Raw genomic sequence first — 13,819 nt, 5'->3', positions numbered from 1 at the left:
GATAAAATGGTTAGTTCAAAATTTATTAATCAATTAGAAACAAAATATCACATTAAATTCAATAATTTAAAATTACTTGAAGAGGCATTCACTCATTCCTCATATGCTAATGAGCATCCTGAAAGTGGAATTAGGAACTATGAAAAGTTGGAATTTTTGGGAGATGCAGTGCTTGAATTGGCAATTTCCAATTATTTATATTGCAACTTTACCGAATTAAATGAAGGTGAATTGACGCGAATGCGCTCCAATATTGTTGATACGGAAGGTTTTGCTGAGTTTTCACAAAAATTTGGTTTTCCAGCAGAAATAAATCTGGGTCATGGTGAAGAAAAAGCGGGTGCGCGTTCACGCAAAACATTGTTAGAAGATGTTTTTGAAGCTTTTAATGGTGCGCTTTTTCTTGATCAAGGCATGGATGCAGTAGAACACTTTTTAAGCTTAACTGTTTATCCGATCATTGATGCTGGTAAATTTGATGCGTCCAGAGATTATAAAACTGACTTACAAGAGCTATTACAAAAAGACGGTCCTGTAAAGATTGAATATACGGTTTTAAAAGAGGAACAAACGCCGTTAAGGTTTACAGTTCAACTAGTTGTCGACGGTAAGGTTTTGTCACAAGGTAAGGGGCACAATAAAAAAGCTGCTGAACAAGAAGCGGCTAAAGTAGCTTTGACAAAACTTAATTAGGAGGATAAGTTTGTGCCATTAACTGAACTAATTATTGATGGTTTTAAATCATTTGCAGATAAAACAAAAATTGAATTTAATAACGGAATTACTGGTATTGTTGGACCCAATGGTAGTGGTAAAAGTAACATTACTGAAGCTATTCGCTGGGTAATGGGAGAAGCCAGTGCGAAATCGTTACGTGGGTCTAACATGAAAGACGTAATTTTTGCTGGTAGTGAATTTAGGCAACCAACAAATCATGCCGAAGTGTCAATGATCTTTGATAACCATAATCATGAATTGAATTTAGATGCAGAAATGGTTACTATTACGCGACGTATATTACGCTCAGGTGAAAACGAATATCTTATTAATAAGCAAAGCGTTCGTCAGCGCGATGTTAAATCATTATTTCTTGATTCGGGAATTTCACAAAATAGCTTGTCTATTATCTCGCAAGGACGTGTTGATCAAATTTTGAATTCTCGTCCTGAAGAGCGTCGTAGTCTGTTTGAAGAAGCGGCAGGAGTTCTTTCGTTTAAAAAGCAAAAGGAAGAGGCAAATGCCCAACTTGAACAGACTACTGATAATTTGGTTCGTATTAATGATTTGGTTAAAGAGTTGCAGCAGCGTCTTGAACCACTGCATGAACAAAGCTCATTGGCTAAAGAGTATCAATTTCAGAAAAAAGGGCTTGATCAGGATTTAAAAACTTTGCTAGCATTTGAAATTGAAACAATTGATGGGCAAAAAAAAGCAGTCCAAGAAAAGGCAGAGCAAAATCAAGTTCTTTTGTCAAAGCTTGATCGCGAAGTGAAGGAATCACAAAATGCCGTTGCTTCTAAAAGAGCAGAATATAAAAAAATCAGTACGCAACGCGAACAAATTCAGCAGGATTTACTAGCTTTGACAAAGAAACTTTCAGAAATTAATACTGATTTACAGGTAGCTGAGCAAAGTAAACAATACAATGAAGCGACTAAAAACGAATATCAAACAGAATTAACAGACTTAAATGGTCAGGTAAAAGAATTAGAACATGAATGTGCTGAACTCACTTTTAAAGAGCAAAAGTTAAAGGCGGAGAAGCAGCAGTTAAAAGGTCAAAGAGAAAAGTTGACTGTGCAACTTGATGCAAATCCTGACCAATTAAATCAAAATTTGGATGATTTGCGAGCAGAATATATCCAATTATTACAGGACCAAACATCAAATAATAATGAGATCGTCTATTTAAATTCAGAATTAAAAAGAACTGTCGATGATCATTCTAATCAAAATAATGACGTAACAATGCAGTTAGACCATGGCTCAGTGGAATTGAAACGATTGGGTGAACAGGGCAAGATTTTAAGGCAAAAATCCCAAAATGAACAAGTTACGCTAACGAAATTAATTAATCAAAAAAATGATAATCAAAGTAAGTTATCTAATGTTCAGCAAATATTATCAGACAACAGCCAGCGCTACCGGGAAATAAAGGCACGTTTTGAAGCACTTGAAAATATTCGTAAACGGCATGAAGGATATTATTATGGTGTAAAAACTGTTTTAAATAACTTAGATAATTATCCAGGAGTGATTGGAGTTGTAGGTGAACTTATTTCATTTCCAATCGAATTGGAAGCCGCAATGACAACAGCGCTTGGTGGTGGTGTTCAAGATTTAGTTACTAGTTCTAAATTAAGTGCACGCGATGCAATAAATCGGTTAAAGAGTAACCATGCTGGTCGGGCAACTTTTTTGCCACTTGATGGGTTGAATGAATATACAATCCCAACTTCGACCAAAAAGATCCTTGATTCTTATACAGGTTACCAGGGAGTAGCTAGTGAATTAGTTAAAACCACTGTTGTACAAGATATTAGGCCTGCAATTAATTATTTGCTTGGCAGTACAATTATCGTTGATACCATTGATAACGCATTAAAAATGCATCAACGAATTGTTCGCTATCGAATTGTAACACTTGACGGAGATGTGGTTTCTCCTGGTGGCTCAATGACAGGGGGTGCTCGTAATCAAAAAAATAATTCTCCTTTGCAGACTGTTGCTGAGCTCAATCAATTAAAAGCAACGCTTAGTAAACTGGAAAGACAGTTAAAAAAAGATCAAGTTAGCTATAAAGAGTTGGCTTCTGTTGACCAAAAGCTAAACCGAGAAATTACTGAAGTTCAAGAAAAATACCAAAATTACAAACAAGAATTAACTGAAGTTACGCTATCTTATCAAAACCAAGAAAAAGAGGTTAAAAGATTAGAGAAAGCAAATAAGTTGTTTAAAATAACTCAAAAACAGCATCAACAACAATTAAAAGAGCTTCAAGAAAAAATCCACATTACGAAAAAGAAAAAAGAAACTTTTGTTGAACAAATTGAACAACAAAAAATAAAAATTGATTCTCTACAAGAAAAAATCAAAAACTTTACGTCTCTTAATCAACATATACAAGATCAATTAGCAGAGCTTGATCCCAAGATTGCTGTTTACACAAATAAGCTAGAAAATATTGCTAAGCAGCAAGTTGAAAAGCAGCAGCACTTAACGCAACTACAAACTCAAATTAAGAATTTGACTAATAAGTTAGAGGCTATTAGCCATAATCGTGATCTTGATCAGCAGAAAAAGCAAATCTTAGAAGCACAAACTAAAGAGGATACTATTAAAAAAGTAAAACTGCAACAACAAGTGACCAAGCTCAGTGCCCAACTGGGACAATTTGATGCTAAAATTAGTCAGCTTGATCAAGTTGCAAGTCGTAATTATGATTTACGCAAAAATGCTGCAAATGAGCAAGAAAATTTTTCAGTTAAAATAGCACAATTAAATAGTAAAATAGATCAAAGACTTGAACAATTACGCAAGAATTACTCTTTAACTTATGAGGCAGCACTTGCGCAGTCTGATTTAGAAAATGATGAACAAACCAGGATGAAGCTACAAAAGAGTGTTAAACTGCATCAAATGTCGCTTGAAGATATTGGTCCGGTAAATCTGAAATCTATTGCAGAATATGAAGATGTAAAGAAAAGATTTGATTTTCTAAATAATCAACAAAATGATTTATTGAGCGGACGTGACAATTTACGAAAATCAATGGCTGAATTGGATCAAGAGGTTTGTGTCAGATTTAATAAAACTTTTAGTGAAGTTGCTAAAAACTTTATGGAACTATTTCCAATTGTTTTTGGTGGAGGAAAAGCCAAACTTGTTTTAACTGCTCCAGATGATTTACTTAATACGGGAATAGAAATTATTGCCCAACCTCCAGGTAAAAAGCAACAAAGTCTTAGCCTTTTATCAGGTGGAGAACGAGCTTTAACGGCAATTACTTTGTTATTTGCAATGCTTAAGGTCAAACCTGTTCCATTTTGTGTGCTTGATGAAGTTGAGGCAGCTCTTGATGATGCTAATGTGACACGTTTTGCTCAATTTTTAGAAAAATATGATTTGCACACACAATTTATTGTCATTACACACCGAAGAGGTACAATGGAACAAGCAGATCAGCTTTATGGTGTTGTGATGCAAGAATCTGGGGTTTCACAAGTATTGTCAGTGTCGTTAAGAGAAATAAAAAATGAGGTAAATTAAAATTGGGTTTATTTGATAAAATAAAAAAGTCTTTATTCGGTAACAATGATGACGAAACAGCTATTAAAAAGACGGCAACAGACCAAAAAGAAAATACCGAGGAAATTGACCAAGATGTAAAAACTGTATCAAGCGATGAAAAAAGTGGGAAAAATCACCTTTTAAAACAAACTGAAACAGATAAAGAATCGTCTTCACTGCAAGATCACCAACCAAATGGTGACAATAAGTTTTCTGAAAAGACAACAGCAAATAATACATCTCAAGAAACAATTGTCGACGAAAAAAAATCAGATAAAAATAATTCTCAAGTTCAAGAAACAGCTAGTGCAGAGTTGTACGAAAAAGGATTAGAGAAAACTAATAAGGGTTTTGGTTCACGACTGAATCAATTTTTTGCTAAGTTTAGAACTGTTGATGAGGATTTTTTTGATGATTTAGAAGAATTACTGATTGAATCTGATGTTGGCTATGAAACAGCTGAAACTTTAACAGATGAACTTAGAGATGAAGCTAAGTTACAAAATGCCAAGTCACGTGATGATTTGAAAAAAGTAATTGTGGAAAAGTTGGTTGATTTATATGATCAAAATGGAGATGCAGCTAGCGAAAAATTGCGCTTTCATGCTGATGATCAGCCCACTATCTATCTCTTTGTTGGCGTAAATGGTGCGGGTAAGACAACCACAATTGGCAAATTAGCTAAACGATTTAAGGATCAAGGTAAATCGGTTATTTTAGCGGCAGCAGATACTTTTAGAGCCGGTGCTGTCGAGCAACTTGTAGAATGGGGTAAACGGGTCAATGTTCCGGTTGTTACAGGAAAAGAGCAGGCTGATCCCGCATCGGTGGTTTATGATGCAACAAGTAAAGCCCTAGCTGAACATGTTGATTATTTATTGGTTGATACAGCTGGCCGTTTACAGAATAAAAAAAATCTAATGAATGAATTGGAAAAGATTGAGCGTACAATAAAAAAGCTGGCACCAAATGAGCCAACCGAAACTTTACTAGTTTTGGATGGTTCGACTGGGCAAAACGCTTTATTGCAAGCAAAAGATTTTGATAAATCCACAAAGTTAACTGGTTTAGTTTTGACTAAACTGGATGGTTCTTCTAAAGGTGGTGTTGTCTTAGCAATACGTAATGAGATGAAATTACCAGTTAAACTAGTTGGATTAGGTGAAAAGGCTAGCGATTTGGCTGACTTTGATGCTGCAAATTATGCTGTTGGTCTTTTTCATGATTTAATATAATAAGAATAAAGGAGATTTTTTATGAAAGAATACAGTGCATGTACAACAATTTTAGTTGGAAAAAAAGCATCAGTTGATGGTTCAACAATGATTGCGCGAAATGATGATACTTTTAGACCAATTACTCCACAAAAGTTTATCATTGAGCCAGCAGTCAAAGGCGAAAAGGGCCGTAAAATTAAATCTTGGCTTAATAATTTCAGAATGGACTTACCGGAAAATGCTCAGGCGGTTCCAGCTGTTCCGAATGTTGATTACAAAAATCGAGGATATTACGATGAAAGCGGCATTAATCAAGAAAATGTTGCTATGTCATGTACCGAATCAACTTATGGTAATGAACGTGCCTTAGCTTATGACCCACTAGTAAGGGATGGTTTGGATGAAGACTGTATGCAAACGGTGGTTTTACCATATATTCATTCAGCTAGAAATGGTGTTGAGTATTTAGGTAAGCTGATTAAGAAGTATGGGTCACCAGCCGGTAATTCTGTTTTGTTTAGTGATAAAAATGAAATTTGGTATATGGAAATTGTTACCGGTCATCATTGGGTTGCACAACGAATTCCTGATGATGCATATGCAGTTGCAGCTAATCGGGTTTCAATTGAGCAAGTTGATTTTGATGATCCAGACAACTTTATGTGGAGCGATGGAATTCAGGACTTTGTTTCTAAAAACAATCTAAATGTTGATCATAAAGGATGGAATTTCCGTCATATTTTTGGTACTTATAGTCAACAGGATCGTTTTTATAACACTAACCGTGTTTGGTATGGTCAAAAATATTTCAATCCTGAAATTGAACAGGATCCAACTGACGGTGATCTGCCATTTATTCGGCGAGCAGCAAAGAAAATTACTCGTGAGGATATTGAATTTGTATTGGGCAGTCACTATCAAAATACACCGTATGATCCTTTTGGTAAAGGAACTGAACAAGAAAAGCATCGTTTTCGTCCTATTGGATTAAATCGAACACAAAATGCTCATATTCTTCAAATTAGAAGTGATGTTCCAGAAGATAAAGCAGCAGTTATGTGGTTGTGTATTGGTGGTCCTACTTTTACGCCATTTGTGCCGTTTTTTGCTAATATGAATGATACTGATCCATCATATAGCAATACTTCAATGGATTATAATATGAATGATGCATGGTGGTATTATAAGTCACTTGCGGTGCTTGTAGAAAGCCACTACCCACAATTTGTACAGCTAGATACAGATTATTTGAAAGAATTAAATCAATATTATCGTAGTAGAGTTAGTGAAGTGATTGCTAAAGCTGGAAATAAAACCGGTGCTGAATTGACGGAATACTTAACTAAGGCTAACCAAGAAACGGTAGCATATACGCGCAAGCGTTCAGAGCAACTATGGGGACAAATGATGATTGAGTCCATCAAGATGTCCAAGTTGACATTTAATATGGATGCCAACTTATAATGGATAAATTGGAAAGCTAGTTAAAATACATATTTATAATTTATTAAGCATTAAGCATCTAAGTATCTAGATGATTAGTGCTTTTTATTTATCATTGTACTTTCGCTAGTCGCATATAAATGACTTTAATTTGTTACTGCAAACGCAACAAGCAGAATCATTGGATTTTATAAAAGCGTTGCTTAAAGTTTTTTGGTACAAAAAATGTCAAGCTAGTTATTAGCATGACACTTTTACTATATAAGAATCGCTATCGTTAATTTGTTATTTTCTTTCGGTAATATTAGAATGATGAATTCCGTATAGAAAATAAATTAACATTCCCGCTATTGTCCAAAACAGCATATATTTTTTAGCCTGATTATCTAGACCCCAAAAAACAGCGAAAGAACCTAGAAAAGCTAAACAAGGTAAGAGGGGATATAGTGGCATCTTAAAAGCTGGGTCAGCAATATCCTGACCTTCACGAGGTCTTAATTTATAAATCCCAATTGAAACGAACATGAACGCAATTAAGGTTCCTGCAGAAACAAGTTGAGTTAGAAATGAGAAGGGAATAAAAGCTGAAATAATAATAGCAACAATTGCAACTGCCCAAAGAGAATTTTCTGGGCGGTGGTCTTTATTTAGGTTACCTAGTTTTTGTGGTAGCATCCCGTCACGACCAAAGGAATAAACTAGACGGGAACTGGCCATACATAATCCAATTAAAGCAGTAAACATTCCTAAAACGGCAATTGATTGAACAATAATTGCAATTGATCCATGACCTGTTTGTCTTAAAGCATAACCAACTGGTTCAGCTGAATTTAGGTATTGCTGATATGGCACCATTCCGACCAAAACCAAACTCACGGCGACAAATAAGATAACTGCAATTAGCAATGAACCGATGATTCCGCGCGGCATTGTTTTTTGGGGATTGACAGCTTCGGCAGAATTAGATGCGATAGCATCAAATCCCAGAAACGAAATGTAAATCATTGATACACCGGCGTAAATTCCTTGCCAGCCGCCAAAAGCCCCATGACTAGTAACACGATATTGGGGGATAAATGGTAAAAAATTGGCTTTTTTAACAGCTGTTAATCCAACAATTACGAACAATAAAATTGCCATTACTTTGATTATGACTAAAATGTTTTCAACCTTTGATGCTTTGGAAACACCAAAACTAACCAGAAATGCTGCAATTAAAATTGCAATTAGAGCAACTAAATCAAAAATACCACCATTAATACCCAATGGATTTGCTAAAGTATTAGGTAATTTCCAACCAAGTGGTGCAATCAGTGCACGTAAATTAGCCGATAGTCCGGAACTGATAAAGGCCATGCCGATTAAGTATTCTGCTAGTAGCGCCCATCCGGAAATCCAACCCCAAAATTCGCCAAAAATCACATTAATCCATGAGTAAACTGAGCCTGCAAACGGCATGGCAGCTGCCATCTCGGCATATGCGAAAGCAACTAAACCTGCTACAATTGATGCAACTATACATGAAATCGCAACGGCGGGACCAGTGTGAAGTGCGGCTACTTCTCCTGGTAATGTAAAAATGGATGTTGAAACAATCGTTCCAACTCCTAATGCTAAAAAATCCCGAACCTTTAAAGTTCGATTCAATTGACCATCTTTTTGCTGGTAAATAGTGGGATCTTCTTTCCGATTCATTGTTTTCCATAAATTCAATATATATATTCTCCTCGCGACTTTGAATTTTATACTTGTAGAAAGTAAAGCAACATATCCAGTAGGTACTGTGCAAGTTCTGACAGATTATCTAAAGTAAAAAACGGTACCAAAGTTATAATCCCCCAAGTACCGCCACTGATTTGTATTAGCTTTATGATTGTTTTTACTAGTTTTATAATAAGTTTACTAAGTAAAATAACCAGTGGTAATGATACCGATATTTTAGCTGAAAAGCAAGTTTTATTATAAGTAGATTTACTAATTAATAATGTTCTAAATCGTCAAGTAGGCACTTTTTTGCTATACTAATTCAAGGTGAGCGTAATGGATGAACTCGAAAAAAATGAAATTATAGGCGATCTTTATGCATATTATGGCAAGCTTTTGACGAAAAACCAACAAAATTATTTTGAAGACTACTATTACAATGATCTTTCTTTAAGTGAAATTGCAGATAATCATCAAGTTTCACGTCAAGCAGTTTATGACAATTTACGTCGGTGTCGCAAACTTTTACAAAATTATGAAGATAAATTGCACATGCAAAAAGATTATCGCGATATTGAGCAAGGCCTGCTTACTTTGATAGAATTAGTCAAGCAAGGTAATCGGGACCAAGCTTTAACAGTGCTAAATGAACTAATACAGAAAATGAGGGAAGAGTAATCGATGGCTTTTGAAAATTTAAGTGAGAGAATTCAAAAAGCACTTCGGAATTTAACTGGAAAAGGCAAAATTTCAGAAGAAGATATTAATAATGCTAGTCGTGAAATTAGGCTGGCATTATTAGAAGCGGATGTTAATTTTAAGGTCGTTAAAGACTTTATTAAAACGATTAAGCAAGAGGCTTTAGGTAAAGAAGTACAAGAAAGTTTAAACCCCGGTCAACAAGTTATCAAGATCGTTAATGATGAATTAACTAAGATAATGGGGTCAAGTGCTACTAAACTGATTAAATCAAAGCATATTCCGACAATCATTATGATGGTTGGTTTGCAGGGTACGGGTAAAACTACTACTGTTGGCAAATTAGCAAAACGCCTAATGAATCAAGAAAAAGCACGACCGTTATTAATTGCCGGTGATATTTACCGTCCAGCTGCTATTGAACAGTTGCAACAAATTGGTAATAATCTCCAAGTCCCAGTTTATAGTGAAAAAGATCAAACTAATGTTGCTCAAATAGTTCAAAATGGATTAGAGCTGGCCAATCAAAATAAAAACGATTATGTTATCATCGATACTGCTGGTCGTTTAGAGATTGATGAACCATTAATGAAAGAACTGGAAGAAGTCAAGAAGGTTGCCCAACCTGACAACATTCTTTTAGTTGTTGATGCAATGACTGGACAAGCTGCAACAGATGTTGCCAAAGGCTTTGATACTCGCCTTGATATCACTGGCGTTATTTTAACTAAGCTTGATGGTGATACACGTGGTGGTGCAGCTTTGTCAATTAGAGCGGTGACTGGTAAGCCAATTATTTTTACTGGGCAAGGGGAAAAATTAGAAGATTTAGAACCATTTTATCCGGATCGAATGGCCTCAAGAATTTTAGGCATGGGCGATGTATTAACCTTAATTGAAAAAGCTCAGCAAGATTATGATGCTCAGAAAGCTGAAGCAGTTGCCGAGAAGATGAAGGAAAATACGTTTGATTTTAACGATTTTGTCGATCAACTGGAACAGGTCGAAAAGATGGGCCCTCTTGATCAAATAATCAAAATGATTCCAGGAATGGCTAATAATCCGCAGCTTAAGAATATGAACTTTGATAAGAAGCAAATTGTTTATGTTAAAGCAATAATTTCATCAATGACTCAAGCCGAGAGAGAGGATCCTGATTTGCTTAATCCGAGTCGGCGTAGAAGAATTGCCTCAGGTTCTGGACGACCAATCGTGGAAGTTAATCGCATGATTAAGCAGTTTAAGCAGGCCCGTGATATGATGAGCAAAATTACCAAGGGCAATTTTAAAGGAATGGATAAACTTCCTGGAATGAATTCACCAATGGGTAGAATGGCAATGCGTCATATGGGCAAAAAATTCAAGAAAAATAAGAAAAAACGTATGAAGGTTAAACGCTATCGTTCATAACAAAATCTTCTGTTAAGCAAAAACACTTTACACCATAAAACAAAAGTGCTATATTATATTTCGTAACTTTTAGGAGGATATTAAACTTATGTCAGTAAAAATTCGTATGCGCCGTATGGGTGCCAAAAGAAAACCATTTTATAGAATCGTTGTTGCCGATTCAAGAATGCCACGTGATGGTCGTTTCATTGAAGAAGTTGGCTACTACAATCCAGTTTCTGAACCAAAAGAATTGAAACTTGATGAAGATAAGATTTTTGAATGGCTGAAGAAAGGTGCTCAACCTTCTGACACAGTCCGTTCACTTCTTTCTGGTGCTGGATTAATGAAGAAGTTGCATGATTCAAAATTCAACAAGTAATATTTGTTAGTTAAAAGTTTGGAGCCAACTGCTTCAAGCTTTTTTCTTTTGAGTTAGGAGAAAAAATGCAATTTTACGATGTTGCCCATATTTTAACGACGCATGGATTAAAGGGAGAATTAAAAGTTGATGTGATTACTGACTTTCCGGAGCAGCGTTTTGCTAAAGGACAGCAATTATATTTAAAAAATCAACTTGAGCAAGTTTTAACTGTAGCAAGTAGTAGACCTTTCAAACAATTTTGGCTAGTTCAATTTACCGAAATAAGTTCACTTGAGGCTGCCGAAAAATTGAAAGGTAAAACTCTAGTGGTTAGTAAGGAAGATCAACATGATTTGCCACAAGGTGTTTACTACTATCGAGATATTATTGGTTGTCAGGTAGTTGATAATTTAACGGGTAGTAATTTAGGTATAGTTACTGGAATAGAGTCTCCTGGAGCTAATGATGTTTGGGAAATTACAGAAACTTCAGGTAATGAATATTTAATTCCATATATTGATGAAGTTGTTAAAAAAGTCGACATTGACTCTAAAAAAGTCTATGTTGAACTGTTGGAGGGTTTACGCGATGAAGATTAATGTGCTTACTCTTTTCCCAGATATGTTTACGCCGTTACAAACTTCAATGCTAGGTCGCGGTCTTGAGGATAATAAATGGCAATTAAACTTAGTCAATTTTCGTGATTTTACGTCTGATGTCCACCATCATGTTGATGATTCTCCTTATGGTGGTGGTGCCGGGATGGTTTTGCAGATTATGCCAATAAAAAAAGCACTTGCTTCTTTAAAAAACAAAGGGAAAGTGATCATCACGGCACCTCAAGGAAAAATTTTTAATCAAAAAGTTGCTCAAAATTGGTCGCATGAAGAAAATTTAACTTTTATTTGTGGACATTATGAAGGCTTTGATCAACGAGTTTATGATATGGCTGATGAAGTTGTTTCAATTGGTGATTACGTTTTAACTGGTGGTGAATTACCCACGATGAGTATGATAGACGCTACTGTGAGATTAATACCGGGCATTTTAGGAAATGCTGCGTCACCGGTTGATGAAAGCTTTGCTCAAGGATTATTAGAATACCCACAATATACTAGACCGGAAGAATTTGAAGGAATGAAAGTACCTGAAGTATTGGTGTCGGGTAATCACCAAAAAATTGCTGAATGGCGCCGAAAAGAAGCATTGCGGGTCACATACTTGAAAAGACCAGATTTATTGCAAAATTACGAATTTACTGACCGAGAAAAAAAGATATTGGCGGAAATTAAACAAGAAGAAGACCGGACTTGATTTTAAACCGTTAATTTGCTAAGATAATGCAGGTGCGAATTACAAGCATTAATAATTAGGGGTGTTCCGCTGGCGTAAATAGCGTTTATGAATGCCGAAGAAGGAGAATAATAATGGATCCATTAATTCAAGAATTGACTAAAGACCAATTACGTGATGATATTCCTAAATTCCGCGCTGGTGACACTATTCGTGTTCACGTCCGTGTTGTTGAAGGTACTCATGAACGTATTCAGATGTTTGAAGGCGTTGTAATCAAGCGTAAGGGTACAGGTATAGCTGCTGCTTACACTGTACGTAAGATTGCTTCTGGTGTTGGTGTTGAACGTACTTTCCCAGTTAATGATCCACGTGTAGCCAAGGTTGAAGTATTGCGTCACGGTCGTGTACGTCGTTCTAAGCTTTACTACTTGCGTGAACGTCATGGTAAGTCTGCAAGAATCGCAGAGAGACGTCGTTAATCAAATAAAAAGAACTATCTTTTTGATAAGGATAGTTCTTTTTTTATGCTAAAATACCAGTAATCTTATTTTAGCTAGGAGGTTTTAAAGTGCAACAGCCATTTTTATTAGATTTTGACGCAAATCGAAACGCAGTACTAGAGCCAGACCATGAAAGAAGTAAAGTGAATTATCACTTTCACCGAAAATTGTTATTTGCATTTATTACAAAGGACGCAATAAAACAATTTTTAATAGTATATCCGCATCGTTTAATAGGACAATTTGATTGCTTTGAAGGTAAAACCTCCATTTATGAAGTTGAAATTGGTCAAGAGAAAATCACATTTTGTCAAGCCAAACTGGGTGCTGCAGCTGCCACGGAATTACTTGATTGGCTAATTAGTTATGGGGTTAATCAAATATTAACGATTGGTTCGGCTGGAACATTGGTTGACCTTCCAGAAGGTTATTTTTTATTACCAACTAAAGCAATTAGAGATGAAGGTACTTCATTTCATTATATGGAAGCCAGCAACTTTGTTGACTTAAACTCAGCTTATTTAAGCCGAATTGAATTTTTAATGAAACAAAATGGTTTAAAAGCTAAGAAAGTTTTAACCTGGACAACTGATGGTTTTTTCAGAGAAACGGCTCAAAAAGTTCAACAATTTAGAAAACTTGGTGCTGCTTGTGTTGAAATGGAGTGTGCAGCCATGGCTGCATGTGCTCAATTTCGCCGAGTTGATTTTGCTCAAATCTTATTTACTGCAGATTCATTAAGTAGTATTGAATGTCACAAAGATAGGGGCTGGGGACTGGATGCTCATGAAACTGCTCTCACTTTAGCGGCTAAAATAATTGCTGATGTTTAAGTAAACTTTGTGAAAAATATGGTTGTGAAACCTATATGAAACAGCAGAAAATTTCACAATCCAAAGAAAAAATATTGTTATAGC

General features: G+C 35.6%; 12 protein-coding genes. 11 read left to right on the top strand and 1 reads right to left on the bottom strand.

Annotation, left to right across the window (positions count from 1 at the left end; genetic code table 11):
- The first annotated feature begins 6 nt into the window (after positions 1 to 6).
- From rnc to F5ESL0246_RS04945, 4 genes are read left to right on the top strand one after another with little or no spacing between them, the layout of a single operon-like run.
- Positions 7 to 693: a ribonuclease III gene (gene rnc, locus F5ESL0246_RS04960; protein ID WP_122018415.1), complete on the top strand. Its 687-nt coding sequence runs from the start codon at positions 7 to 9 to the stop codon at positions 691 to 693.
- 12 nt (positions 694 to 705) lie between these two features.
- A complete protein-coding gene (gene smc, locus F5ESL0246_RS04955; protein WP_122018414.1) occupies positions 706 to 4,269 on the top strand; it encodes a chromosome segregation protein SMC in 3,564 nt (1,187 codons plus the stop codon).
- 2 nt (positions 4,270 to 4,271) lie between these two features.
- Entirely contained in the window at positions 4,272 to 5,525 is a 1,254-nt protein-coding gene (gene ftsY / locus F5ESL0246_RS04950; RefSeq protein ID WP_122018413.1) for a signal recognition particle-docking protein FtsY, read from the top strand.
- A gap of 21 nt (positions 5,526 to 5,546) precedes the next feature.
- Positions 5,547 to 6,971: a C69 family dipeptidase gene (locus F5ESL0246_RS04945; RefSeq protein WP_122018412.1), complete on the top strand. Its 1,425-nt coding sequence runs from the start codon at positions 5,547 to 5,549 to the stop codon at positions 6,969 to 6,971.
- A 264-nt stretch (positions 6,972 to 7,235) separates the two neighbouring features.
- Here F5ESL0246_RS04945 and F5ESL0246_RS04940 read toward each other — a convergent pair whose 3' ends face one another.
- Positions 7,236 to 8,663 (bottom strand): APC family permease, encoded by a 1,428-nt coding sequence (locus tag F5ESL0246_RS04940; RefSeq protein WP_199688560.1) that lies wholly within the window; start codon positions 8,661 to 8,663, stop codon positions 7,236 to 7,238.
- 327 nt (positions 8,664 to 8,990) lie between these two features.
- Here F5ESL0246_RS04940 and ylxM point away from each other — a divergent pair, with 327 nt between their 5' ends.
- From ylxM to F5ESL0246_RS04905, 7 genes are all read left to right on the top strand, one after another.
- Positions 8,991 to 9,332 (top strand): YlxM family DNA-binding protein, encoded by a 342-nt coding sequence (gene ylxM / locus F5ESL0246_RS04935; RefSeq protein ID WP_122018411.1) that lies wholly within the window; start codon positions 8,991 to 8,993, stop codon positions 9,330 to 9,332.
- A 3-nt stretch (positions 9,333 to 9,335) separates the two neighbouring features.
- On the top strand, positions 9,336 to 10,763 hold the full coding sequence (gene ffh, locus F5ESL0246_RS04930; RefSeq protein WP_122018410.1) for a signal recognition particle protein: 1,428 nt from the start codon (positions 9,336 to 9,338) through the stop codon (positions 10,761 to 10,763).
- Between the two features lie 88 nt (positions 10,764 to 10,851).
- The gene (gene rpsP, locus F5ESL0246_RS04925; protein WP_122018409.1) at positions 10,852 to 11,124 is read left to right on the top strand and encodes a 30S ribosomal protein S16; all 273 of its coding nucleotides are present in this window, start codon (positions 10,852 to 10,854) and stop codon (positions 11,122 to 11,124) included.
- A 65-nt stretch (positions 11,125 to 11,189) separates the two neighbouring features.
- Positions 11,190 to 11,705: a ribosome maturation factor RimM gene (gene rimM / locus F5ESL0246_RS04920; RefSeq protein ID WP_122018408.1), complete on the top strand. Its 516-nt coding sequence runs from the start codon at positions 11,190 to 11,192 to the stop codon at positions 11,703 to 11,705.
- Complete coding sequence (gene trmD, locus F5ESL0246_RS04915) at positions 11,695 to 12,420, top strand: tRNA (guanosine(37)-N1)-methyltransferase TrmD (protein WP_122018407.1); 726 nt, start codon at positions 11,695 to 11,697, stop codon at positions 12,418 to 12,420. The genes rimM and trmD overlap by 11 nt, the downstream gene beginning before the upstream one ends.
- Before the next feature lie 113 nt (positions 12,421 to 12,533).
- Positions 12,534 to 12,881 carry a 50S ribosomal protein L19 gene (gene rplS / locus F5ESL0246_RS04910; protein WP_122018406.1) on the top strand — a complete coding sequence of 116 codons (348 nt, stop codon included), beginning with the start codon at positions 12,534 to 12,536 and terminating at the stop codon, positions 12,879 to 12,881.
- Between the two features lie 89 nt (positions 12,882 to 12,970).
- A complete protein-coding gene (locus F5ESL0246_RS04905; protein WP_122018405.1) occupies positions 12,971 to 13,735 on the top strand; it encodes a nucleoside phosphorylase in 765 nt (254 codons plus the stop codon).
- Positions 13,736 to 13,819: the final 84 nt, after the last annotated feature.

The organism is Lactobacillus sp. ESL0246 (assembly GCF_003692965.1).
GTDB lineage: Bacteria > Bacillota > Bacilli > Lactobacillales > Lactobacillaceae > Lactobacillus.
Note: the sequence above shows the minus strand (reverse complement) of the source record. Positions and strands in the feature narration are given on the sequence as shown.

What these genes read in the sequence shown, in the direction of transcription:
- rplS (WP_122018406.1), top strand. Translation starts at nt 12,534, where the DNA reads ATGGATCCATTAATTCAAGAATTGACTAAAGACCAATTACGTGATGAT.
- F5ESL0246_RS04945 (WP_122018412.1), top strand. Translation starts at nt 5,547, where the DNA reads ATGAAAGAATACAGTGCATGTACAACAATTTTAGTTGGAAAAAAAGCA.
- rimM (WP_122018408.1), top strand. Translation starts at nt 11,190, where the DNA reads ATGCAATTTTACGATGTTGCCCATATTTTAACGACGCATGGATTAAAG.
- rpsP (WP_122018409.1), top strand. Translation starts at nt 10,852, where the DNA reads ATGTCAGTAAAAATTCGTATGCGCCGTATGGGTGCCAAAAGAAAACCA.
- ffh (WP_122018410.1), top strand. Translation starts at nt 9,336, where the DNA reads ATGGCTTTTGAAAATTTAAGTGAGAGAATTCAAAAAGCACTTCGGAAT.
- trmD (WP_122018407.1), top strand. Translation starts at nt 11,695, where the DNA reads ATGAAGATTAATGTGCTTACTCTTTTCCCAGATATGTTTACGCCGTTA.
- ylxM (WP_122018411.1), top strand. Translation starts at nt 8,991, where the DNA reads ATGGATGAACTCGAAAAAAATGAAATTATAGGCGATCTTTATGCATAT.
- rnc (WP_122018415.1), top strand. Translation starts at nt 7, where the DNA reads ATGGTTAGTTCAAAATTTATTAATCAATTAGAAACAAAATATCACATT.